This is a genomic window from Roseobacter weihaiensis, assembly GCF_020622345.1.
Classification (GTDB): domain Bacteria; phylum Pseudomonadota; class Alphaproteobacteria; order Rhodobacterales; family Rhodobacteraceae; genus Roseobacter; species Roseobacter weihaiensis.
Map to the genome: position 1 here is coordinate 22,742 of NZ_JACNMO010000021.1, position 24,163 is coordinate 46,904.

A 24,163-nucleotide genomic window follows, 5' to 3' on the forward strand; every position below is an offset into this window, starting at 1 on the left:
GGACAAGGGCATAACATGCTGAGCGGAAAACATATCTTGCTGATCATCGGCGGTGGCATTGCGGCCTTCAAATCACTCGATGTGATGCGTCGCCTGCGCGAGCAGGGGGCGGCCGTGACGCCGGTTCTGACCAGGGCTGCCGAAGAATTCGTCACGCCGCTCTCCGTCTCTGCATTGGCCGGGGCCAAAGTATACCGTGATCTCTTTGACCTGACGGATGAGGCGGAGATGGGGCATATCCAGCTCAGCCGTGTTGCGGATTTGGTGGTTGTCGCCCCCGCCACTGCAGATCTGATGGCCAAGATGGCCCAGGGGATGGCCAATGATCTGGCGAGCACACTGCTTTTGGCAACCGATACGCCCGTGATGATCGCGCCCGCGATGAATGTGCGCATGTGGGAGCATCCCGCAACACAACGTAATGCGACCCGGTTGCAGGACGATGGCGTGGCTTTTGTTGGCCCCGTCGCAGGCGACATGGCCTGCGGAGAGTTCGGCCCCGGCAGGATGTCGGAACCACTGGAAATTGTCGCGGCGATTGCGGCGCATTTTGACGGGGGGCCTTTGAAGGGGCGGCGGGTTCTGGTCACCTCCGGCCCGACGCATGAGCCGATTGATCCGGTGCGCTATATCGCGAACCGCTCTTCCGGGGCGCAGGGGGCGGCCCTGGCCGAAGCGTTTGAGGCCAAGGGAGCGCATGTGATCTTTGTCACCGGCCCTGCGGATTGTCCGCCGCCTGCGGGTGTCGAGGTGTTGCGCATTGAAACGGCTCAACAGATGCTGGAGGTCGTGACCGCCGCGCTGCCGGTTGATGTCGGTGTCTTTGCAGCCGCCGTGGCGGACTGGCGGGTGGCGATGGCGAGCGACCGGAAGTTGAAAAAGACCAAGGACGGGATACCGGAGATCGCCTTTGCCGAAAACCCTGACATTCTGAAGGAAATCTCCAGTCTGACGCAGGGTCGACCGAGGCTGGTTATAGGGTTTGCCGCAGAAACAGATGACATGGTGGCCCACGCCACCGCCAAGCGGGCGCGCAAGGGCTGTGACTGGATCATTGCCAATGACGTTTCTCCGGCAACCGGGATCATGGGCGGAGAGGAAAATGCCGTCACCGTGATCGACGCGGGGGGGGCGGACACATGGCCTCGCATGTCCAAAAAAGCCGTGGCAGAGCGGATCGCGGACCGGGTTGTCAGCTATCTCGCTGCGACCCCGTTCTGAGCATTCCGGAGGCTGCCCCATGATATCGATCCGCCTGAAATGGGCCGAAGGGGCGGATCGCGACCTGCCGTTGCCGTGCTACCAGACGGCGGGTGCGGCGGGCGCGGACATTCGCGCGAACCTGCCCGAAGCGCCCATAACCCTTGCGCCCGGTAGGCGTGTGCTGGTGCCGACGGGCCTGCATATGGAAATCCCGCCTGGCTACGAGGTGCAGGTCCGCCCGCGTTCAGGCCTTGCGCTCAAACACGGGATCACGCTGGTCAACAGCCCCGGCACAATAGACAGTGACTATCGCGGTCCGGTCGGGGTCATTATGCTCAACACCAGCGACACCGCATTTGACGTCACCCACGGCATGCGAATTGCGCAATTGGTGGTTGCCCCGGTCATTCGATCTACCTTCGACATCACAGACACCCTGGAGGATACCGACCGGGGGGCTGCCGGGTTCGGCTCAACAGGGAGCAGCTGATGGTTTTGGTTCTGGGACTATGCGCCGTTCTGTGGGGCGTTGGCAGCCTGATGGGCGCGCCCCGCTCTGCGCGACTCACGATGATCGGTCTGCTTTACATCAGCGTGCTGGCGCTTCATGTGGCGCTGCCAAACGGACATCCCCTGCGGATGGCGACAGGGGAAAGCCCCGCACTCTGGCTTATCATCGGTGGGTTTGTCGTCCTCATTGTCATCTACCGCAGCGGGCTGGCAAAGCTGCGAACCCGCGCGGATGCCAGTGAAACCCGGATACGTGCCTCTGAAAAGCAACCGCTCTTTAACGACACCGAACTCAACAGATATGCGCGGCATATGGTGCTGCGCGAGCTTGGGGGACCAGGTCAAAAGAAGCTGAAAGAAGCCCGCGTGCTGGTCATCGGCGCGGGGGGGCTGGGTGCGCCTGTGCTGCAGTATCTGGCGGCGGCGGGGGTGGGCACCATCGGTGTGATCGATGATGACACTGTCGAGAATGCGAACTTGCAGCGTCAGGTGATCCACCGCGACAAATCCATCGGAATGCCAAAGGTTTTTTCGGCCCAGGCCGAGATGGTGGCGCAAAACCCTTACGTGGTCGTACGCCCCTATCATCGGCGCCTGACAGAGGATATCGCGGCAGAGCTGTTTGCGGACTATGATCTGGTGCTGGACGGGACCGATAACTTCGAGACGCGCTATCTTGTGAATGCCGCTGCGGTGACCGCAGGTATTCCGCTGATTTCAGGGGCATTGAGCCAATGGGAGGGCCAGTTGAGCGTTTTTGATCCCGCGGCAGGGGCTCCCTGCTATCGCTGCGTCTTTGACAGCCCCCCTGCGCCAGAGCTTGCACCCTCTTGCGCCGAGGCGGGTGTTGTCGGGCCGCTGCCTGGTGTCATCGGCGCGATGATGGCTGTCGAAGCGATCAAGTTGCTGAGCGATGCAGGTACTCCGCTGCGCGGACAGATGGTGATTTACGATGCGCTCTACGGGGAAAGCCGGACGATTGCGGTGACGCGGCGGGCGGATTGCCCGACCTGCGGCAGTATCGAGGCCAAAGCCTCCTGATGCGCGTGGTGAATTCCCGCCGGTCCGGTTGCAGGCGCATGCCTCCCGACCTAGCTTTGTTGAACAAAGGAGTTTCGTCATGACCAATCCGCTTTTGCAAGACTGGGCCACCCCCTTCGAAATTGCCCCCTTCGATACGATTTCGGACGATGATTTTGCGCCGGCTCTGGACCAGGCTCTGCAAGAGCACATGGCGGAGATCACAGCCATTGCCGGGGCAAAGGAGCCGGCAAGCTTTGGCAACACCATCGAGGCGCTCGAAGCGGCAGGAGCGGCCCTCGACAAGGTGCTCGGCGTCTTCTTTAACGTGGCCGGCGCGGACAGCAATCCGGTTCGCGAAGACCTGCAACGGCAGTTTTCACCCAAGCTGGCGGCTCACTTCTCTGAGATCTCCAGCAACAAGGCGCTCTTTGCGCGGGTGGCGGCTTTGTGGGCGGAGCGTGACAGGCTTGATCTGAGTGCCGAGCAGGCGCGGGTTTTAATGTTGACGCACCGTGGATTTGTGCGCGCCGGGGCCGCGCTGGAGGGGGCGGCAGAAGTGCGCATGAAAGAGATCAAGGCGCGTCTTGCGGTCCTGGGTACGGAATTCACGCAGAACCTGTTGGCGGATGAGCGGGACTGGTTCATGCCCCTGACCGAAGAGGACCTGAAAGGGCTGCCTGAATTCGTCGTCGATACGGCGCGTGCGGCGGGGGAGGAAAAGCAGGCCAAAGGGCCGGTCGTGACCCTGTCACGATCTTTGATCGTGCCGTTTTTGCAGTTTTCGCCCCGGCGTGACCTGCGCCGGAAGGCCTTTGTGGCCTGGGCCGCGCGGGGCGCCAACGGCGGTAAGACCGACAACCGGGCGATTGCCGCCGAGATCCTGTCCCTGCGCCAAGAACGCGCACAGCTTCTGGGCTATGGGAGTTTTGCCGCCTTCAAACTGGAAACGGAAATGGCCAAGACGCCGGAGGCCGTGCGCGATCTGCTGATGTCGGTCTGGGCCCCTGCGCGCGCGCAGGCTGACGCGGATGCGGCGCGTCTGACTGAGATGATGCACGCGGACGGGGTGAACGGAGATCTGGAGCCATGGGACTGGCGCTACTATGCCGAAAAGCGGCGCGCGGTCGAACATGATCTGGATGAGGCGGCGCTGAAGCCCTACTTCCAGCTGGACCGCATGATCGAGGCGAGTTTCGCCTGCGCCGAGCGGCTTTTCGGTCTGGCTTTCACGCCCCTGGAGGTGCCGCTCTATCACCCCGATTGCCGGGCGTGGGAAGTCACCCGGGACGGCAAGCATATCGCGGTCTTTATCGGGGATTACTTTGCCCGCGGCTCAAAACGCTCAGGCGCATGGTGTTCTGCGATGCGGGCGCAGGCAAAGTTTCCGAAAACGCAGAGCCCTGTGGTCATAAACGTGTGCAACTTTGCCAAGGGGGACCCGGCGCTTTTGTCTTATGATGATGCCCGGACGCTCTTTCATGAATTCGGCCATGCGTTGCACCAGATGCTGTCTGACGTGACCTATGAAAGTGTTTCCGGCACGTCTGTGGCGCGCGATTTCGTTGAGCTGCCGAGCCAGCTTTATGAACACTGGCTGGAGGTGCCCGACGTGCTGGCGGAATTTGCAGTGCATGCCGAAACCGGCGCCCCGATCCCGCAGGATATGCTGCAAAAGGTGCTGGATGCCGCAACCTTTGACATGGGGTTTCAGACCGTCGAATACGTGGCCTCTGCGCTGGTTGATCTGGCGTTCCATGATGGTCCGGCCCCGGCTGATCCGATGCAGAAACAACGCGAGGTGCTGGAGGCCATCGGGATGCCTCCCGCCATTGCGATGCGGCATGCGACCCCGCATTTCGCGCATGTGTTTGCAGGGGACGGCTATTCCAGCGGGTATTACAGCTACATGTGGTCGGAGGTGATGGATGCGGACGCTTTCGAGGCCTTTGAGGAGGCAGGTGATCCCTTTGACGCTGAACGCGCCGCAGCGCTTGAAAAGCATATCCTGTCGACCGGTGGAAGCGCGGATGCGGCAGAGCTCTACACCGCGTTCCGGGGGCGGTTGCCGGGGGTGGAGGCTTTGCTGAAAGGGCGCGGTCTGGCGGCGGAGTAGGGGCTAGTAGCCCTGCGACCGGTCCACCAGATTAAGCAGCGCCTCGCCGGCTTCTCCGCGACGGATGTTATTTGCAATCTCGACAGAGGCGGTGGCGGCCTGGGTTGCGGCCGCAATATGAGGTGTCACGGTGACCTTGGGATGGGCCCAATAGGGGTGGTCCGGGGGGAGGGGCTCCACGCGAAAGACATCCAAGGTCGCATGGGCGATCTGTCCGCTGTCGAGGGCATCAAGCAAGGCATAATCGTCGATCAGCGGCCCGCGTCCTGGGTTGAGAATACGCGCGCCTTTTGGCAGCAGGGCCAGGGTTTCCTTGTTCAGCGTGTTTTCGGTCTGTGGCGTGTCAGGCATGAGCAAAACCACAATTTCCGCGTGGCGCAGCGCCCCTGTCAGGCCCTCTGGGCCGTGAAAGGTTTCTATGTCTTTTATCTCCTTGGGGCTCCGGCTCCAGCCGGTGACATTGAAATTCAGGGCCTTCAGCGTGAGGGCGGCGGACCGGCCCAGAGCGCCCAGTCCCAGGATGCAAACGCTGCGCTGCCGTGCCAGCGGGGCCGCCTTCGGGCGCCACGCATGACCGGGGTTCACGATATGATCGTCCATTCCCAGATGATAGCGCATCACATGCCCCGTGACCCATTCGACCATGGATTGCGTCATGCCGGGGTCCACCATCCGCACCAATGGCATGGTCAAGGTTGGATTGCTCACGATCCTTTCGACGCCTGCCCAAAGGCTCAGGACGGCCTTCAACTTGGTATAAGGGGTAAAATCCTGCAGGGATGAGGAAGGCGAATAGACGATGTAGTCCACCTCCTCCGGATCGGCGGTTGTCACGAGGTCTGCGTCAAGCTCTGCCGCGGCAAAGGCTTGCTCCAGGGCCTCATGATAGGTATGCCAGTCATCGTTGCGGGCCGCGAAAAGGACAGTCAGTGACATGGGGTAAACCTATCTTGGGCGATGGACATGGGCGCTTTGCATCAAGCCAAAGGCCAGCATCAGCACCAACATGGCAGAGCCGCCAAAACTGACCAGCGGCAGCGGCACGCCAACCACCGGGGCCAGCCCCATCACCATGGACATGTTAACGGCAAAGAACAGAAAGAAGTTCAGCGCGATGCCCAGGATGAGCAAGGAGGAAAAACGGTCTTTGTTCAGCAGGGCGGACCAGACGCAAAAAACGATGATGAGCGTGTAAAGGCTCAGCAGCGAGATCGCGCCGACAAATCCGAACTCTTCAGCCAGCGTGGTAAAGATGAAATCGGTGTGCTTTTCAGGCAAGAAATTCAGCCGGCTCTGGGTGCCTTCCATAAAGCCGCGTCCGGTCCAGCCGCCCGACCCCAGCGCGATCTTGGATTGCGTGATGTGGTAGCCCGCGCCCAGCGGGTCGGTGCTGGGGTCCAGGAACGTGTCGATGCGGCGGAACTGGTAGTCCTTGATGAGCTGCCATGGTGTGCCGCGAGACTGGAACACCGTCGTCACCAGACCGATTCCGCTGGCCACGACCGCTGCAAAATAAGCCCAGTGGACACCGGCCAGAAACATCAAACCGCCCCCCGCTGCCAGCAGCAGGATGGAGGTGCCCAGATCAGGTTGCCGCAGGACCAGCAACACGGGAATGAGAATGATGATCACCGGAATGATGACCCAGATCAGCCCGGAGGTTTTTTTCGCGGGCAACCAGTCGTAATAAGCGGCGAGCAGCATCACGAGGGTGATCTTCATCAGCTCGGAAGGTTGCAACCGCATGAAGCCCAGATCTATCCATCGCTGTGCCCCCATGCCCACGGTGCCAAAGAACTCCACCGCGACCAGCAGGATCAGTGTTGCCAGATAGGCAAGACCTGACAAGCTGCGCCAGAACCAGATCGGCACCATTGCGACAAAAAGCATGAGCATGAAGCCCACCGCAAAGCGCTTCATCTGGGGTTCGGCCCAAGGGGTCATGGACCCGCCTGCCACCGAATAGAGCATCAAAAAACCCGCTCCGGCGACGGTGGCCAGCAAGATCGCGACCGGCCAGTTCAGATGGAGCACCTTGCGCAGCCCCGTGGGGGTGGATTTTACGTTGTGCTCAAGATAGCTCATGCCTGATCGCGCCCGGTGATCGCCGCGCGGGGCTGCATGGCGCGCAGCTGCTCTTGGAGGGTCTCGATACGTTCCCGGTCTTTCGCGGGATAAGCCTCCAACGGGGGTTCGCCGCCATAAAGCGCTTGCAATGTGATATCGCGTGCGATGGGGGCGGCCGCTTTTGAGCCCCCGCCGCCATGTTCGACAATCACGGCAACAGCGTATTTCGGTGTCTCATAAGGCGCGAAATTCACAAAAAGCGCGTGGTCGCGCCGTTCCCAGGGCAGATCCTCATTGCGGATCACACCTGCGCGCCGCTCAGCCGCGGTGATGTTGCGGACCTGGCTGGTGCCGGTCTTGCCGGCCATGCGCATGCTGTCTTCGATGATGCGTGACCCGTAAGCGGTGCCGCGTCTGTCATTGACCACGGCATACATGGCGCGGCGCATCTTGCGCAGATTGTTTTCATTCATGCCGAGGCTTTCGCCGCCTCGCAAAGGCTGCTCCACCCCATCGATGGATTTGACCAGCCGGGGCGACACGTCGCGACCGGTGGCGAGACGCGCGGTCATCACCGCCAGTTGCAGCGGAGAGGCCAGCAAAAAGCCCTGTCCGATTGAGGAGTTAACGGTATCGCCGACCCGCCAGGGCTGACCATGATAAGTCTGTTTCCAGTCCATCGTGGGCGTAAGCCCTTCGGCGACCGCTGACATTGGCACATCGTGACGGATCCCAAGCCCGAAGCGTTGCGCCATGGCGGAGATCTTTTCGATCCCGACCTTGACCGCGAGGTCGTAGTAGTAAACGTCGCAGGACCGCTTGAGCGAGGTCTGCAGATCAACCCATCCGTGACCCGCGCGTTTCCAGCAGTGAAAGCGGCGCCCCGAGACGGTGAGATGGCCGGGGCAATAGGCGGTTTCATCGGGCCCGATCAGCCCGGCCTCCAGTGCGGCCATGGCCGTTATCATCTTGAAGGTGGAGCCGGGGGGGTAGAGACCCTGCACGGTTTTGCTGGCCAGCGGGCGGTATTTGTTGCTGGTCAGCGCGCCATATTCCTTTTGCGAGATGCCTCGCACAAAGAGGTTCGGATCAAACGTGGGCGCAGAGGCGCAGGCAAGCAGATCACCGGTGTCGCAATCCATGACAACCGCGCTGGCGCTTTCACCTGTCAGACGCGCCTGCACGTAGCCCTGAAGGGCGGCATCTGTTGTCAGTTGCACGTCTGCCCCCGGCGTTCCCTCCTGCCGGTCAAGCTCGCGCATCACGCGCCCGGTGGCATTAACCTCGACCCGCTTGGCCCCGGCCTTGCCACGCAGCATCGGTTCCAGTTTGGTTTCGACGCCCACCTTGCCAATCTGAAAACGGGGGATCCTCAAAACTGGCTCCGGGTCTTCGATCTTGGACAGATCATAATCCGATACCGGGCCGACATAGCCCAGAACATGTGCAAAATCAGAACCCTGCGGGTAAACCCGGCTGAGCCCTACTTCGGGTGTGATGCCGGGCAGGGCGGGCGCGTTGACCGACACACGGCTGATCTCATCCCAGGTTACGTCCGAGGCAACGGTGACCGGCAAAAAGGGGGCCGAGCGACGCATCTCCTGCTTGACGCGGTCGATCGTGCCTGGCTCAAGCTCGATGATCTGCGACAGGCGTCCCAGCGTGGCGTCCACATCGCCTGCATCTTCGCGCACGATGACGATCCTGTAGGAAGGTGCGTTCTGCGCCAGCCGCACGCCGTTGCGGTCAAAGACCTCGCCGCGTGACGGAGGAATCAGCCGAATGTTGATGCGGTTCTCTTCGGCCAAAAGCCGGAACTGATCGGCTTGTTCGACCTGCAAAAAGCGCATGCGTGCCGCCAACCCGCCAACAAAAAGCAGCTGCGCCGTTCCCAAAAGCGCTGCGCGACGCGAGATGAGGCTGTGGCTGAAATCGGTTTCTGCACGCGTCCGTCTCAACGGTGATCCTCCTGCGGTTCTCGGCACGCTGTCATGCGGTTCCTCCGCCAGCTTCAATATCCCCCGGTGCCGCCTTGCGAACCCCCAACAGCCCGTGCGTCACTGCCACAACCATCGGGTAGAATAGCATGGTCATCACAAGTTCAAAGGCAGAGAGGCCAAGCGGGGGCAAGTCCACGAAGGTCACCATCAAGACAGTGCGGTAGGCCAGGGCCGTGAGGGTTATCACGATGCAGACGGTCAGCCACTCGTTGGCGAAGCTGCTATCGCGCAGGCTGCGCGCCCGGCCCTTGAGGTGCTCACATGCCAGCAGCGCCAGCACGGCCCAAAGGCCCGGTGGGCGAAAGAGCAGCAAATCTGCAAGCAGAAACAGGCCGGCGAGGGCAAGGCTTGGCACATACTCTGGCCGACGCAGCGACCATGCGCAGGCAAATGCGAGCAACAGGTCAGGGCCAACCCAAAGCCGCGGCGAGGTCTCAAGCGGCAACAGGTTGAAAAACAGAATTGTACAGACCACCAACGCAAAGGTCAGACGCATGCCCCAGATTCGTGCCAGCGTCTGCTCGCTCATTGCGTTGCCTCCGGCTGCGGCAGCTGGGGTCCGATGATCTGTGCGGTGTCAGAAACCGGCGTGGTCCCGTGGTGCCGCAAGACGCGCAGAAACTCCAGCCGCTGATAATCCGCCGCAAGGATCACGCGCAGCTTGCCGGAGGGGTCTGCCGCCACCTGCCCGATCAGCAGACCTGCGGGAAAGACGCCCCCATCACCGGAACTGATGACGCGATGCCCGGGGCGCACAAGCTCGCTGTCTTCCAGAAAATCAATTACGGGGGTTGCCGAGTTATCGCCCGAGACAATGACGCGTTGACCTGACGGCTGCACAATCGCGGGGATGCGGCTTGACGCATCGGTCAGCAGGATCACCCGCGCCGTATTGTCTGCAACACCCGAGATGCGCCCAACAAGGCCGATACCGTCCATCGTGGCCCACCCGTCCTGCAGACCGTCACGTGCCCCGACGTTGAGCAAGACGGACTGCCGGAAGGGCGAGCCGCTGTCTGCCAGGACCACGCCGGTGATGTAGGTCAGCCGCGGGTCAAGCCGCACGTTGTTAAGGTCGAGCAGCCGCGCGTTTTCCTGCTCCAGCTGAAGGGCAGCCTCTTTCCAGGCCTGCATGCGTCTCAGCTCTGAACGGAGTTCGCGGTTTTGCTGTGCAAGCCGCTGATAGCTTTCAAAATCGCGCAGAAGGTTCATGGTGCCGGTGATCGGGGCCATGGCCCAGGTCAGGTTCGGCACAAATGTGTCAGTGATCTGTGCACGAAACCGTTCCACACGCGGGCTGTCGATGCGCCAGATCAGGAAAACGCCCAGCAGACACAGGATCAGAACACTTAGAAGCAACCGGCGCAAAGGGCCGGTGAAATCACTTGCGTTTGATCTGTCCTTTGCCATCAGGCGTCGGGCTCCTGCCCCGGTTCAGGCAGGGCACGCCTGCCTTTTCGTGGAGATATGGTTAGCTTGACGTGCTCAACTGTCGTAATCAATCGCGTGGCGTAGCTGTTTCTCATATTCTAGTGCCTTGCCGGTGCCCAAAGCTACGCAATTCAACGATTCGTCCGCAATTGAAACCGCCAGCCCGGTTTGTTCGCGCAACGCAAGGTCAAGATCTCCCAGCAGCGCGCCACCCCCCGTCAGCATGACGCCGCGGTCAACGATGTCGGCGGCCAGATCAGGTGGTGTCGTCTCAAGCGCGGTCATCACCGCCTCGCAAATCTGCTGGACCGGCTCCGCCAGGGCTTCGGCAATCTGGGCCTGTGTGACCTCGATCTCTTTTGGCACGCCGTTGAGCAGGTCGCGCCCGCGGATTTGCATCGAGGTACCGCGCCCGTCGTCGGGCATCCGGGCTGTCCCGATGGAGGTCTTGATCCGTTCCGCCGTGGTTTCGCCCACCAGCAGGTTCTGCTGACGCCGCAGGTAGCTGATGATCGCCTCATCCATGCGGTCGCCACCCACCCGCACCGAGCGGGCATAAACGATATCGCCGAGCGACAGAACGGCCACTTCTGTCGTGCCGCCGCCGATGTCGACAACCATATTGCCGGTGGGATCTGTGATCGGCATGCCTGCACCGATGGCCGCGGCGATGGGTTCGGCAATCAGCCCCGCGCGGCGCGCGCCGGCACTCAGTACCGATTGGCGGATCGCCCGCTTTTCCACAGGTGTCGCCCCATGTGGCACGCAGACGATGATCTTTGGCTTGGAAAAGGTCGACCGTTTGTGCACCTTGCGGATGAAGTGTTTGATCATCTCTTCAGCGGTGTCGAAATCGGCGATAACCCCTTCGCGCATGGGCCGGATCGCCTCGATGCTGCCCGGCGTGCGCCCCAGCATCAGTTTCGCGTCCTCGCCAACGGCCAGCACTTTCTTGACCCCGTCCTTGACGTGGTAGGCCACAACCGAAGGCTCCGAAAGGATCACCCCCCGGCCTTTCACGTAGACCAGCGTGTTTGCAGTGCCGAGGTCAATCGCCATATCCGACGAGAAAAGACCACGTAAGCTATCGAATAGAGCCATGACGCTAAAAACCTTGCCCGAATTCCACTTGTCCGCGCCCTGTAACGGGGCGGTTGCCCGATGTTATATGCTTAGGCGCGATATGGTGAAAGGGGCGTTAACGATGTTCTGCTTTTCATCTTGCCCTGCGTGTCAAAAATGTCTGGGCCAGTTTTGAAGACCTGGCCCAAAGCGCGCTGTCAAGCGTCACGGATTTGTCGGGGACAGTAGAAACATCGCGCTTAACGCAAAGCCCGGTTCAGCGCCGGGCAGCGTCTTCTCGAAAGCCTTTTGTATCGACCCGTTCTGGAACAATTCCGACAGTCCACGATCTACCGCCAATCGGAATTCCGTGTCGCCTCGGGCCAGGGCAAGGCCTTGTTTTTCAACCGTCAGGATCTGGTCAAAGACCTTGAATTCTTCCGCGTTTTCCTTTTGCCGCACAAGGTTCACGAGGATCGACTGGTCGGCGAAATATGCTTTTATTTCATCGTTTTCAAGTGCTGCAACCCCTGCCGAATGGTCGTCAAACGCGACGATTTCCACGTCGATGTTTTCGACCGCGAGGGTGTTTTGCAGCGCGTCGAATGTGGTGGTGGCGCGTCTGACGCCAATTTTTTCGCCCGCCAGTTCTTCGAGCGTTTCGGGGGCATCTTTTTTCAGCGCAACAGTCGTGCCATCGACATAGACCGGGGTTGAGAAATCAACGATTTCACGCCGCTCCAGGGTGATCGTCGCAGCGCCGCAGAGCAGGTCGATCTCTCCGCTGGCCACCTTGTCAAAGCGGTCTTCTGTCGTGACCGGAATAAAGACCACCTCCAGGTCCGGCAGGTCAAGCGCTTCGCCGATCAGCGGCGCAAGCGCAAAACAGACCGTGGGCGTGTAGCCTTGCGGGCGTCCGTCGCTCTCATAAGACAGCGGGGGCGCATCGGTACGAAAACCGATCTTGATCTCCCCGCTCTCTTTGATTCGCTCAAGGGTCTGTGCCCCAAGGGCTGCCGGAAGCAGCAAGGCTGTCGCGAGAATTATCGGTAGAAGGCGCATGTCAGGGTCCCGTCCTTATGATCCGCTGTGGGTATATTCACCCTACCATCAAAACCAGAAGATGCCGCGCGTTTCACTGCGGGATCTTCACGGCGGCAAGTCGTGGCCTACCGCGCATTATGGATCGGCAGTGCTCAGCTTAGCTCACGTCTTTGTAGCTGATCTCGCGCCGGTCTGAGCCGGTTTTCTCGCGCCGTACCAACAAGCGGTTCAGGGCGTGAATATAGGCCAGAACAGAGGCTACGACCGTATCGGTATCGGCAGACTGGCCGGTGACGATGCGCCCGTCTTCCTCCATCCGCACAGAGACAGTGGCTTGCGCGTCGGTGCCTTCGGTCACCGCATGGACCTGATAAAGCTGCAGACGGGCATTATGATTGACCAGCGCCTTGATCGCGTTGAAAGACGCATCCACCGGGCCGTCTCCGGTCTGCGTCGTGCTGTGCTCTGCCCCGTCGATCTCCATCACCAGATCGGCCTGCTGTGGTCCATCGGTGCCGCAGACCACGCGCAGGGATTTCAGCTTGAGCCGGTCATTCTTGGGGTCCGTCGCCGTGCGCATCAGGGCAATCAGGTCGTCGTCATAGATTTCCTTCTTGCGGTCGGCCAGTTCCTTGAACCGCACAAAAACATCCCTAAGCTGGTTGTCGCCCAGCTCAAAACCGAGATTTTCAAGCTTGGAGCGCAACGCCGCGCGGCCCGAGTGTTTGCCCATGACGATGTTAGTCTCGGTCAGGCCGACGTCCTCGGGGCGCATGATCTCAAAGGTCTCAGCGTTCTTGAGCATGCCATCCTGATGGATGCCCGACTCGTGCGCAAAGGCGTTCTTGCCCACGATGGCCTTGTTGAACTGCACCGGAAAGCCCGAGACAGCCGCCACACGCCGCGAGATGTTCATGATCTTGGTGGCGTCGATGCCGGTGTGGTAGGGCATGATGTCGTTGCGCACCTTCATGGCCATGACGACCTCTTCGAGGGCGGTGTTACCCGCCCGCTCGCCCAGACCGTTGATGGTGCATTCGATCTGACGTGCGCCTGCCTCAACCGCGGCAAGGCTGTTGGCCGTCGCCATGCCGAGATCGTTGTGACAGTGGGTGGCGAAGGTGATCCCGTCCGCGCCGGGGACCCGCGCCAGCAGCATCGCAATCAGGGCGGCTGATTCGCGAGGGGCGGTATACCCAACCGTGTCGGGGATATTGATGGTGGTGGCCCCGCATTTGATCGCAATCTCCACCACGCGGCAGAGGTAGTCTTCTTCGGTGCGGGTGGCGTCCATGGGCGACCACTGCACGTTGTCGCAGAGGTTGCGCGCGTGGGTGACCGTCTGCTCGATCCGCTCGGCCATCTGATCCATATCGAGATTGGGGATCGCGCGGTGCAAAGGCGACGTGCCGATAAACGTATGGACGCGCGGGCGTTTGGCGTGTTTTATCGCCTCCCAGCAGCGGTCGATGTCGCCGATCTGGGCGCGCGCCAGCCCGCAGATCACCGCGTGCTGTGCGTTCTTTGCGATCTCGCTCACGGCGGCAAAGTCGCCATCCGACGCGATCGGAAACCCCGCCTCGATAATGTCGACGCCCATCTCATCCAGCAGCCCTGCGATCTCAAGCTTTTCGGCGTGGGTCATGGTCGCGCCCGGGCTCTGCTCGCCATCGCGCAAGGTGGTATCAAAGATCAACACGTGATCCTGTTCAGAAGTCTTTGTCATGGTAGGTCTCTCGTTTTCTGCTGATGGTCTTGGCGCGCGACACAGTCCTCTGAGCGGGCGCGCCGAAAGGCACGCTCAGAGGCGTGTTAGCAGCAGCAGGGCAGCCGGGGCGCGCAAGGTCGTGTTACGCTGGGCGATATGGTCAGCTTGAGCCATGTGGTGAGTTATACCGCAGCCCGGCAAAATGGAAAGAGGGTTTCTTGGCGCTTGCCTGTTCCGGCTTGATCCCGGTCGTCTGCCGCCTAGGTCGCTGCTGATGAAACAGATTTTGATACTTGGGGCATCGGGCGGCATCGGAGCGGCGATGGTGGCCGCTTGTCGCGCACGGGGCGATCAGGTCACCGGGCTGTCGCGGTCGGGTGACGGCTTTGACATCACCGATGAGGCCTCCGTGGCGCAGCATCTGGCGGCGACAGGCGGGCCGTTCGATCTGGTACTGGTGGCTACCGGCGCGCTGGAAATCGCCGGAGCCGTCCCGGAGAAGACCATAAAGGGTCTGAGCGCGTCTGCGATGCTGGACCAGTTTGCGCTGAACACGGTGGGGCCTGCCCTGGCGCTGAGCCACGCGGCTCGGCTGCTGCCGAAAGACCGGGCTGCGGTCTTTGCGGTACTCTCAGCGCGGGTCGGTTCGATCGGCGACAACGCCATCGGCGGGTGGATCAGCTACCGCAGCGCCAAGGCCGGCGTCAATCAGGTGGTGCGCACGGCGGCCATCGAACTGGCACGTTCCCATCCGCAGACCGCCTGCGTCGCCTTGCATCCCGGCACGGTGCAGACGCCGTTCACCGAGAAATACCTCGGGCGGCACCCCTCGGTCCCCGCGGCGGAGGCCGCAGACAATCTGCTGCAGGTGATGGACGGTCTGACCGCCCGGGACACGGGGCAGTTTTTCGATTGGGCCGGAAAGCAGGTGCCGTGGTGAGCCGTCTTGTTCTGGTGCTGGGCGATCAGCTTTCAGCGGGCCTCAGCGCGTTGCAGCAGGCCGACAAGGCGCGCGATACGGTCGTGATGGCCGAGGTCGCAGATGAGGCGTCATACGTCAAACATCACCCCAAAAAAATCGCGTTGATTTTTGCCGCCATGCGCCAGTTCGCGACGTTTCTTGAGCAAGAGGGCTGGCAGGTCGCCTACGGTCAGCTGGACGATCCGGAAAACGCGGGCTCCATCGTGGGGGAGTTGTTGCGACGGGCAGAGCAGACCGGCGCTGCGGAGGTTCTGGCCACGGAGCCCGGCGAGTGGCGGCTGATCTCGGCGCTGAAAGAGGCCCCGTTGAAGGTCACGATCCTGCAGGATGACCGGTTCATCGCCTCACACCAAGCGTTCGAGACCTGGGCGGAGGGTCGCAAGCAATTGCGCATGGAGTATTTCTATCGCGATATGCGCCGCAAGACCGGTCTGTTGATGGAGGGCGATCAACCTGTTGAGGGGAAATGGAATTTTGACCATGACAACCGCAAACCCGCCCCGGATGAGGTGACGTTTGAGGGCCCCTTAAGGTTTGACCCGGATGAGACCGTCGCGGAGGTGCTTGATCTGGTAGAGGCGCGCTTTGAGGCGCATTTCGGAGATCTGCGCCCGTTCTGGTTCGCCACCACACGCGCGCAGGCGTTGGAGCAGTTGGCGCATTTCGTCACCCACGGGCTGGCGCGATTTGGTGATTATCAGGACGCGATGTTGAATGAAAACCGCTTTCTCTATCATGCGTTGGTCTCCACCTCGCTCAACATCGGGCTGTTGACCCCGTTGGAAGTCTGCGAAGCGGTTGAGGACGCCTATAAGGAGGGTCGCGCACCGATCAATGCGGTGGAAGGTTTCATCCGCCAAATCATCGGCTGGCGGGAATACGTGCGCGGGATCTATTTTCTGGAAGGTCCCGACTATTCGAGCCGCAACGGGTTGGGGCACAGCCGGGCTTTGCCTGCGCTCTACTGGGGGGCGGAGACCCGGATGAACTGCCTCTCCAAGGCGGTGGCCCAGACCAAAGAGGAGGCCTACGCCCACCATATCCAACGTCTCATGGTGACGGGGAATTTCGGGCTTTTGGCGGGTATTGACCCGCATCAGGTGCATGAGTGGTATCTGGCGGTCTACGCAGACGCCTTTGAGTGGGTCGAAGCCCCCAATACCGTGGGCATGAGCCAGTTTGCAGATGGGGGGATCATCGCATCGAAACCCTATGTGAGCAGTGGGGCCTACATCAATCGGATGTCGGATTATTGCAAATCCTGTGCATATAAGGTGGCGCAGAAGACCGGGGAGGGGGCCTGCCCCTTCAATCTGCTCTATTGGCATTTTCTCGACCGGCACCGTGACCGGTTCGAGGGCAACCCGCGGATGGGCAACATGTACCGCACCTGGGACCGGATGGATGAGGCCAAGCGCCAAACGGTCCTTTCAGAGGCGGAGGAATTTCTGACCCGGCTTGAGGCGGGCGAAGCTGTCTGATCGCTTGATTTGAAACACGTGGTTCTGCAGCGGGTGAGACGGCGCTCGGCTGCGCCAACGCCCCGCCCACCCTCCCGCAGGGCGGCATTGCGCGCCAGAGCCGTTAGTTATGGGGCAGGGCGCGGTATCCCTTGACGACCATGGCTGCGCCAACGCCGAAAAGCCCAAGACCGCTGAGGATATTCGCACTCAGCCAGCGTGATGTCGCCCGCCTTACCGTGTGCATGGTCAGCAGGGCGTAGCCGAGAATGGAGGCGGCATCCAGGATCAGGAAGACCGCGCCGTAGACAACGCTTTGCAGCAGAACATTGTGGTCTGGTGAGATGAATGCCGGAAACAGGGCGACAAAGAAAACGATGGCCTTTGGATTGGCGACGCAGGCGAAAAACCCGGCCCAGAACGTCGCCTTGCCAGAGATTTTCAAAGCGTCCCCGGAGTTTCCGGGCGCATCAAAGAAGGCTCGGTAAGCCATGTAGAGGATGAAAACACCGCCTGCGATCTGGAGAAACGGCAAGACATGGGCAGAGAGCGCCATGAGTGCGGTCAGGCTACTGACGGCAACGGCGATGTGAACAACGGTGCCCAGAGCGTCCCCGGCAACGGTAACCACGGCGGCGCGGGCACCATGTTTCAAGGCCTGCGCCGTGGCGAAGGCAACTGAGGGTCCTGGGGCCGCAACGAAAAGAAGTGTCGTCGTCAAAAACCCAAGAAATAGAACTGTATCCATGAGGCGTTTCCTCTTCCCAATTCTGACGTGGAGACTGTGCCGCGGTTCAAAGGGTCTTGCGATGCTTTTGGAGCCGAGCTCGCGGACGTCGTAATTTACGATAGGTTTTCAGCGAGACTGCGAGACTGCGAGACTGTAAAGCGTCTAACGGTGCGCGAGTTTAAGTCTTCTGTGTGGTCAGCCACCTTCGGTCAGCGCGCCGTTTTCCCAAGTGCCTTCGGCTTCTTCGCCCGTGGCATAGCGCATGGTGCCCGTGCCTTGGCGCTTGCCCGCGCGAAACATGCCCTCGTAGATGTCGCCGTTGTCATAGGTGGCCATGCCCATACCTTCGATTTCGCCCTGCATCCACGCGCCTTCGTAGATGAAGCCAGAGGGCATCACAATCTTGCCCTGGCCATGACGCTGGCCCGCATCAAAGGCACCGGTGTAGACGGTCCCATCGGGGTAGGTCGCAACGCCCTGACCATGGCGCTGACCATCCAGCCAATCGCCTTCGTAGCGGTAGCCATCGGCATAGGTCATCACGCCTTTGCCATTGTTGCGCGCGTCCTTGAAACTGCCTTCGTAGATCACGCCATTGGTGTAGACCGCTTTGCCCATGCCATCGATCACACCGGCTTTCCATTCCCCTTCGTAGGTGGAGCCGTCGGGATATGTGATGAGCCCTTGGCCGTCTGCCAGACCCTTTGAGAACTGCCCGACATAGATCGATCCGTCCGGGTAGGTAACACGGCCCTGCCCTTCAATCTCGCCCGCGACCCAGGAGCCGACGTAGATATAGCCGTCCTGAGCGGTAAAGGTGCCCTGTCCGTCCCGCAGGTCGTTGGCAAACTGGCCCTCATAGGTGTCGCCATTGGCATAGGTGACCTTGCCAAGGCCTTCGCGTCGGCCTGACACCAGCTGTCCTTCGTACACATCGCCATTGGCCTGGGTCAGCTTGCCGGTGCCGTCGATCTGCCCGTCCCGCCAGAACCCGACGTAGATCAGCCCGTCGGGCATGGTCAGCGTGCCTTCGCCCTCGCGCTTGCCATTGGCAATCTGGCCTTCGTAGACGGCGCTGTCCGGGTAGGTGATGGTGCCCATCCCCTGCTTGATGCCGTCCACCCAGTCGCCCTGATATTCGTACCCGCCGGGGCTCTGCATGGTGCCCTTGCCGTGGTGCTTGGCGTTGCGAAAATCGCCCTCATAGCGCACGCCATTGGCGTAAAGGGCGATGCCCTTTCCCATGATGGCCCCGGCCTGCCATTCGCCTTCATAGGTGCCGCCGTCTGCAAAGGTGATGCGCCCGAACCCGTCGGGCTTTCCCTTGGCGAATATCCCCTCGTAGACCGACCCATTTGGAAACCGCGCCACGCCTTCGCCCTTGATCTCGCCATCGACCCACTGGCCGGTGTATTCATAGCCGTTGGGCAGCTTGTAGGTGCCCGTCCCATGCTGCACACCGCCGCGGAAGGTGCCCTCATAGACGCCACCGTCGTCATATTGTTTGGTCAGCACCTGACCTTCCTGGGCCATTACAGGCAGCGGCAGCAGGGCAAGGCAAAAGCTCAGGCGACGAAGTTTCATGACAACCCTTTTGGTGTTTTATGCTCGGGCCGCGTCTCACGGCGGCTTGGCGATAATCTAGGCAATGGCGGGGCCTGGGGCAACGCTCTTTTGACGCAATGGGCGGCGATGGGCTTTCATCACCCGCCTGATCTGCTACATGGTGCGCTTTCAGGCAACGGGCAGGCAAGAGGGCCTTAGGCATGGCGGATCGGTTTCGAATTACTCTGGGTCAGTTGAACCCGACGGTCGGCGACTTGGCGGGAAATGCCGGGCTTGCCCGTAAAGCCTGGGAGGCCGGGCGTGATGCGGGGGCGGATCTGGTGGCGTTGCCCGAGATGTTCATCACCGGGTACAACGCGCAGGATTTATGGATGCGCCATGCGTTTCAGTTGGACGTGGCGCGGCACGTTGATGCGTTGGCGCAGGCCTGTGCCGAGGGGCCCGCGCTGGCCATTGGTGCGCCCTGGGTCGAGGGCGCCAAGCTTTACAACGCCTATTTGATCCTGAAGGGCGGGCGCATCGCCTCGCAGGTGCTTAAGCACCATTTGCCCAATGAGACAGTGTTCGACGAGGTGCGGATTTTCGACGCCGGGCCTTTGGGCGGGCCTTATTCGGTGGGCAACAGCCGCGTTGGCAGCCCGATTTGCGAGGATGCCTGGCATGAGGACGTCGCCGAGACCCTGGCTGAGACCGGGGCGGAGTTCCTGCTGGTGCCCAACGGGTCACCGTATAATCGTGGCAAATTCGAGGTTCGGCTCAATCACACCGTGGCGCGGGTGGTCGAGACTGGGCTGCCGCTGATCTATCTGAATATGGTGGGAGGCCAGGACGATCAGGTTTTTGATGGGGCGAGTTTCGCGCTGAACCCCGGTGGCGAGCTGGCGGTGCAGCTGCCGGCCTTTGATGAGATCGTGACCCATGTGGACCTCGCGCGCACTGACGCAGGCTGGCGTGTGGTGCTGGGCGAGAAGGCCGCGCACCCCGACGTTTGGGAGCAGGATTACCGGGTGATGGTGACCTCGCTGCGCGACTATTGCCGCAAAACCGGATTTGGCAAGGTCCTGCTGGGCCTGTCGGGAGGCGTGGATTCCGCGCTGGTGGCGGCGATTGCGGTGGACGCGCTTGGGGCGGACAACGTGCGCTGTGTGATGTTGCCCTCCGAGTACACGTCGCAGGCGTCCCTGGAAGATGCGGAGGCGGTGGCCAAGGCGTTGGGGTGCCGCTATGATTATGTGCCGATTTCCGGGCCTCGGGCGGCTGTGACCGAGGTGCTGGCGCCGCTCTTCGACGGGTTGCAGCCGGATCTGACGGAAGAGAACATTCAGTCGCGGCTGCGCGGTTTGTTGCTGATGGCGCTCAGCAACAAGTTCGGGGAGATGCTGCTGACCACCGGCAACAAGTCCGAAGTGGCCGTGGGCTATGCCACGATCTACGGCGATATGGCAGGCGGCTACAATCCGATCAAGGATCTCTACAAGACCCGCGTGTTCGAGACCTGCCGCTGGCGCAATCAGAACCACCGCGACTGGATGAAGGGACCGCAAGGCGCGGTGATTCCGCCGCGCGTGATTGACAAACCGCCCTCCGCCGAACTGCGGGCAGATCAACAGGACAGCGACAGCCTGCCGGATTATCCCGAGCTGGATACCATTCTGGAGATTCTCGTGGATCGGGATGGCTCCATCGAGGATTGTGTCGCCGCCGGGATTGCGCGCGAGACCGCAAAACATATCGAACATCTGATCTACGTCAGTGAATACAAACGCTTTCAATCCGCCCCGGGGGCCCGGTTGACGAAGGGCGCGTTCTGGCTGGATCGTCGCTATCCGATCGTGAACCGTTGGCGCGATCCCTCCTGATCTCGCGGGGACAGGAGACGCCCAATGCCGTTGAGAGATTTGCCGCGAACGCGGATGTGATGTGTCCAACCGCTCTTGCAGGTCTATGTTGACCCCCAACACACTACCGGAGACCACAGATGCGCCGTTTAATCCTCCTCCTCAGTTTTGTCATGGCAGCACCGGCAGCCTTTGCCTGCGGGCCGAACAGCGATTGCATGGTCGCAGAGCGCCACTACCGGATCGCAATGCCGCAGGAGCATGACGGCGCATCAAAGGTGCCTGCGATTGTCTTTGCACATGGGTTTCGCGGCTCTGCCCGCGGGGTGATGCGCAACATGTCTTTGCGCCGCTTGGCCTCTGAACTGGGGGCGGCGCTGATTGCGGTCAAATCCGACGGGCCCGGCTGGGATCTGCCGAATGGTCCCCGCACGATGGACAGTGACGGATCGGCCGAGTTCGCTTATTTCGAAGCCGTCATGACGGATGTCGCCTCACGGTTTCCGATAGACGCGAGCAAGGTCATGGTCACCGGGTTCAGCGCCGGGGGGATGATGGTCTGGAACCTTGCCTGCGCGCGCCCACAGCAGTTTGCGGGCTTTGCGCCGATTGCCGGGACGTTCTGGCTTGAGCCACCGGTCGACTGCGCGCAGCCCGTTGCAAGCCTGATCCACATCCATGGTGACGCGGACAAGACCGTGCCGTTACTGGGGCGCGCCATCGGGCCCACGAAACAGGGCAAGGTGCCCCAGGCTCTCGATATGTATGCGCGCTCTGGCGGGTTCGGTGCACCGGAGCGGGCGCAATACGATGGTCTGGCCTGCAAGGACCGCCGCAATGAACGCGGCGATCTGCTGTCGTTTTGCCTGTTTCAGGGCGGGCATTCGTTTCGAACCGAACACGTGCGCCATGCCTGGGACCAGCTGGTCAAGGCGGGCCGGCTTTAGGCCACCCTTACCGGTCAGGTTACAGCATCAGCTGGTAGCTGTGCGGGACGTAAACGAACCCGCTGTCGCGCGTCTCCACATAGCCCACACCCGGCCAGGGCATGTGATAGCCCACAAAGGCGACCTTGTCGGCGGCCAGCATATCGAGGATGCGGCGGCGCGTGGCGGCGGCGGCGGGTTTGTCCATGTCGAAACTGACCTCCCAGTCGGGATGGCCCAGCGACCAGACGTAGTGGTTGGCGAAATCCGCCCCGAGGTAGAGCTGCGTGTCATCGGACTCGACCATGTAATTCATGTGACCCGGCGTGTGGCCAAAGGCGCCCATGGCTGTCAGTCCCGAGGCCACCGACCCACCATCTTCGATAAAGGTCATCTGGTCTGCAAAGGGTTCGACCTTGGCCTTGAAGTTATCGTTGTCCTGTTGCGCCCAGGCATCGTATTCCACCCGGCCCGTCACGTAGCGGGCGTTGGGGTATGTCGGGGTACCATCCTCCATCGTCATCCCGCCGATGTGATCGCCATGCATGTGTGTGATGACCACGACGTCGACCTGATCCGCCGTATACCCTGCCGCTTCAAGGGCAGCGGTGGTGCCTTCGCCGGACAGACCGGTATCGAACAGCACCAGTTCCGCGCCTGTGTTCACGACGGTGGGCGTAAAGAAGAACTGCGCCGCATCGGTCGGCAGGTTTGCGGCCGCCGAAACGCTTTTGAAGGTGTCGGCGTCCACGTTCAGCCCGAAAATGCTGTGCGGGTCTTTGCGCGGGACAGAGCCCGCAAGCAAGGTCGTCGCCTCAAAAGAACCGATTTTCAGCCGTTGGAAAGGAGCCACCTGAACACCCATCATGGGGGCGGCAGCACGTGTGGCACCCGCGGTTGCGGCGGCCAGCGGCAGCGCCGCAGCCCCGGCGAGGGCGGTGCGACGTGAAATCTTGGGCGATGAGGACATGGCAGGTCTCCTTTTTGACTCAATGCCAGAAACATAGCGTGCGGCAAGATTTAAGCCATCAGAACTTTGCCCGCCTCGCGGGAAGTTCACCGCGGCGTGAAGAGCGTTCCAGCGAGAGGATTGCTGGACAAATCTGCCCCCCTGTGACAACACCGCGCCAACAGGAGACACCAGATGACCACCACCCGCTTTGCCCCGTCGCCAACAGGCTATATCCACATCGGAAACCTGCGCACTGCGCTGATGAACTATCTGATTGCCCGCAAGGCAGGGGGCAGCTTCATCCTGCGGATCGATGACACCGACCCGGAGCGTTCCAAAGAGGAATACGTTGACGGGATCAAGCGCGATCTGGAATGGCTGGGGCTGCACTGGGACCGGGTGGACCGCCAGTCCGCGCGGCTCGACCTCTATGAGGCGGCCGCACAGAAATTGCGCGATATGGGCCGCTTCTATGAAGCTTTCGAGACCCCGACCGAGTTGGACCTCAAGCGCAAGAAACAGCTCAACATGGGCAAGCCGCCGGTTTATGACCGGGCGGCGCTGGCCCTGTCGGAGGCGGAGAAAGAGCGCCTGCGCGCCGAGCGGGGCAACGGCGTCTGGCGGTTCAAGCTGAACCATGCGCGGATCGAATGGGACGACGGCATTCTGGGCGATATCTCCATTGATGCCGCCTCCGTTTCCGATCCGGTGCTCATTCGCGGCGATGGTCAGGTGCTCTACACGCTGGCCTCCGTTGTGGATGATACCGAAATGGGTGTGACCCATGTGGTGCGGGGCTCGGATCACGTCACCAACACGGCGACGCAAATCCAGATGATCGAGGCTTTGGGCGGCACCCTGCCTGTTTTTGCGCATCATTCCCTGCTGACCGGCCCGCAGGGCGAGGCGCTGTCCAAACGGCTCGGCACGCTGGCACTGCGCGATCTGCGCGCGCAAGGCGTGCAGCCGGCGGCTTTGCTGAGCCTGATGGCGCGACTCGGCTCAAGCGATCCGGTGGAGTTGCAGACCGATATGGCTGCCCTGATCGACGGTTTTGACATCAGCCATTTCGGATCGGCACCGACGAAGTTCGACGCGGAGGACCTCTATCCGCTGACTGCACGGTATCTGTCCGGTCTGCCGCTGGAGGCTGTCGCGGAGGAGGTCTCGGCCGCCGGCGTGCCCGACGACAAAGCCGAGGAGTTCTGGGCGGTCACGCGCGAGAATATCAGAACTCTCAAGGATTTGGGCGGCTGGTGGACGCTGATGCAGAACGGCGCAGAGCCGCAGATCGATGCCGAAGACGCGGATTTTGTCGCCGAAGCGCTGGCGCTTTTGCCGGAGCCCCCGTTTGACGCAGAAACCTGGAGCACCTGGACCGCAGAGGTCAAGGCGCAGACCGGGCGCAAGGGTCGCGGGCTCTTCATGCCGCTGCGCAAGGCACTGACCGGTCAGGCGCATGGGCCGGATATGTCCGCGCTGATGCCGCTTTTGCAAGTGGTCAAGGCAGGTCGGTGACCAGACTGCTGCGTGCCATAGGCAAGGTCC

At 61.4% G+C, this 24,163-nt stretch carries 20 protein-coding genes; 9 read left to right on the forward strand and 11 right to left on the reverse strand.

Features of this window, described 5'->3' with window-relative positions:
- The first annotated feature begins 15 nt into the window (after positions 1–15).
- The 4 genes from coaBC to H7847_RS19160 all read left to right on the forward strand — a co-directional run bounded on the left by coaBC (position 16) and on the right by H7847_RS19160 (position 4,849).
- Positions 16–1,221 carry a bifunctional phosphopantothenoylcysteine decarboxylase/phosphopantothenate--cysteine ligase CoaBC gene (gene coaBC / locus H7847_RS19145; RefSeq protein ID WP_227271086.1) on the forward strand — a complete coding sequence of 402 codons (1,206 nt, stop codon included), beginning with the start codon at positions 16–18 and terminating at the stop codon, positions 1,219–1,221.
- A gap of 19 nt (positions 1,222–1,240) precedes the next feature.
- Positions 1,241–1,693 (forward strand): dUTP diphosphatase, encoded by a 453-nt coding sequence (gene dut / locus H7847_RS19150; protein ID WP_227271087.1) that lies wholly within the window; start codon positions 1,241–1,243, stop codon positions 1,691–1,693.
- Positions 1,693–2,754, forward strand: coding sequence for a HesA/MoeB/ThiF family protein (locus tag H7847_RS19155; protein ID WP_227271088.1), 1,062 nt, complete (start codon positions 1,693–1,695; stop codon positions 2,752–2,754). Before dut ends, H7847_RS19155 begins: the two co-directional genes overlap by 1 nt.
- A 79-nt stretch (positions 2,755–2,833) precedes the next feature.
- Positions 2,834–4,849, forward strand: coding sequence for a M3 family metallopeptidase (locus tag H7847_RS19160; protein ID WP_227271089.1), 2,016 nt, complete (start codon positions 2,834–2,836; stop codon positions 4,847–4,849).
- Positions 4,850–4,852: 3 nt separating this feature from the next.
- On the opposite strand, the gene H7847_RS19165 is transcribed toward H7847_RS19160, so the two are convergent.
- The 8 genes from H7847_RS19165 to H7847_RS19200 all read right to left on the reverse strand — a co-directional run bounded on the left by H7847_RS19165 (position 4,853) and on the right by H7847_RS19200 (position 14,179).
- The gene (locus H7847_RS19165) at positions 4,853–5,785 is read right to left on the reverse strand and encodes a 2-hydroxyacid dehydrogenase (RefSeq protein ID WP_227271090.1); all 933 of its coding nucleotides are present in this window, start codon (positions 5,783–5,785) and stop codon (positions 4,853–4,855) included.
- 9 nt (positions 5,786–5,794) lie between these two features.
- A complete protein-coding gene (gene rodA, locus H7847_RS19170) occupies positions 5,795–6,934 on the reverse strand; it encodes a rod shape-determining protein RodA (RefSeq protein ID WP_227271091.1) in 1,140 nt (379 codons plus the stop codon).
- Positions 6,931–8,874, reverse strand: a complete 1,944-nt coding sequence (gene mrdA, locus H7847_RS19175) for a penicillin-binding protein 2 (protein WP_227271092.1) — start codon at positions 8,872–8,874, stop codon at positions 6,931–6,933. Before mrdA ends, rodA begins: the two co-directional genes overlap by 4 nt.
- A 31-nt stretch (positions 8,875–8,905) precedes the next feature.
- Positions 8,906–9,445 (reverse strand): rod shape-determining protein MreD, encoded by a 540-nt coding sequence (locus H7847_RS19180; RefSeq protein ID WP_227271093.1) that lies wholly within the window; start codon positions 9,443–9,445, stop codon positions 8,906–8,908.
- The gene (gene mreC, locus H7847_RS19185; protein WP_227271094.1) at positions 9,442–10,326 is read right to left on the reverse strand and encodes a rod shape-determining protein MreC; all 885 of its coding nucleotides are present in this window, start codon (positions 10,324–10,326) and stop codon (positions 9,442–9,444) included. Before mreC ends, H7847_RS19180 begins: the two co-directional genes overlap by 4 nt.
- A gap of 75 nt (positions 10,327–10,401) precedes the next feature.
- The gene (locus H7847_RS19190; protein WP_227271095.1) at positions 10,402–11,448 is read right to left on the reverse strand and encodes a rod shape-determining protein; all 1,047 of its coding nucleotides are present in this window, start codon (positions 11,446–11,448) and stop codon (positions 10,402–10,404) included.
- 186 nt (positions 11,449–11,634) lie between these two features.
- Complete coding sequence (locus H7847_RS19195) at positions 11,635–12,471, reverse strand: amino acid ABC transporter substrate-binding protein (protein WP_227271096.1); 837 nt, start codon at positions 12,469–12,471, stop codon at positions 11,635–11,637.
- A 139-nt stretch (positions 12,472–12,610) separates the two neighbouring features.
- A complete protein-coding gene (locus H7847_RS19200) occupies positions 12,611–14,179 on the reverse strand; it encodes a 2-isopropylmalate synthase (protein WP_227271097.1) in 1,569 nt (522 codons plus the stop codon).
- 256 nt (positions 14,180–14,435) lie between these two features.
- On the opposite strand from H7847_RS19200, the gene H7847_RS19205 reads away from it, so the two are divergent.
- Positions 14,436–15,101, forward strand: coding sequence for an SDR family NAD(P)-dependent oxidoreductase (locus tag H7847_RS19205; protein ID WP_227271098.1), 666 nt, complete (start codon positions 14,436–14,438; stop codon positions 15,099–15,101).
- Positions 15,095–16,624 carry a cryptochrome/photolyase family protein gene (locus H7847_RS19210; protein WP_319799785.1) on the forward strand — a complete coding sequence of 510 codons (1,530 nt, stop codon included), beginning with the start codon at positions 15,095–15,097 and terminating at the stop codon, positions 16,622–16,624. The genes H7847_RS19205 and H7847_RS19210 overlap by 7 nt, the downstream gene beginning before the upstream one ends.
- Before the next feature lie 103 nt (positions 16,625–16,727).
- On the opposite strand, the gene H7847_RS19215 is transcribed toward H7847_RS19210, so the two are convergent.
- A complete protein-coding gene (locus H7847_RS19215) occupies positions 16,728–17,351 on the reverse strand; it encodes a LysE family translocator (RefSeq protein ID WP_227271100.1) in 624 nt (207 codons plus the stop codon).
- 177 nt (positions 17,352–17,528) lie between these two features.
- Positions 17,529–18,917: an MORN repeat-containing protein gene (locus H7847_RS19220; RefSeq protein WP_227271101.1), complete on the reverse strand. Its 1,389-nt coding sequence runs from the start codon at positions 18,915–18,917 to the stop codon at positions 17,529–17,531.
- Between the two features lie 182 nt (positions 18,918–19,099).
- On the opposite strand from H7847_RS19220, the gene H7847_RS19225 reads away from it, so the two are divergent.
- A complete protein-coding gene (locus H7847_RS19225; RefSeq protein WP_227271102.1) occupies positions 19,100–20,758 on the forward strand; it encodes an NAD+ synthase in 1,659 nt (552 codons plus the stop codon).
- A gap of 119 nt (positions 20,759–20,877) precedes the next feature.
- A complete protein-coding gene (locus H7847_RS19230) occupies positions 20,878–21,684 on the forward strand; it encodes an alpha/beta hydrolase family esterase (RefSeq protein ID WP_227271103.1) in 807 nt (268 codons plus the stop codon).
- Positions 21,685–21,703: 19 nt separating this feature from the next.
- On the opposite strand, the gene H7847_RS19235 is transcribed toward H7847_RS19230, so the two are convergent.
- Positions 21,704–22,633 carry an MBL fold metallo-hydrolase gene (locus tag H7847_RS19235; protein ID WP_227271104.1) on the reverse strand — a complete coding sequence of 310 codons (930 nt, stop codon included), beginning with the start codon at positions 22,631–22,633 and terminating at the stop codon, positions 21,704–21,706.
- A gap of 174 nt (positions 22,634–22,807) precedes the next feature.
- On the opposite strand from H7847_RS19235, the gene gltX reads away from it, so the two are divergent.
- Complete coding sequence (gene gltX / locus H7847_RS19240; RefSeq protein WP_227271105.1) at positions 22,808–24,133, forward strand: glutamate--tRNA ligase; 1,326 nt, start codon at positions 22,808–22,810, stop codon at positions 24,131–24,133.
- The last annotated feature ends 30 nt before the right edge of the window (positions 24,134–24,163 follow it).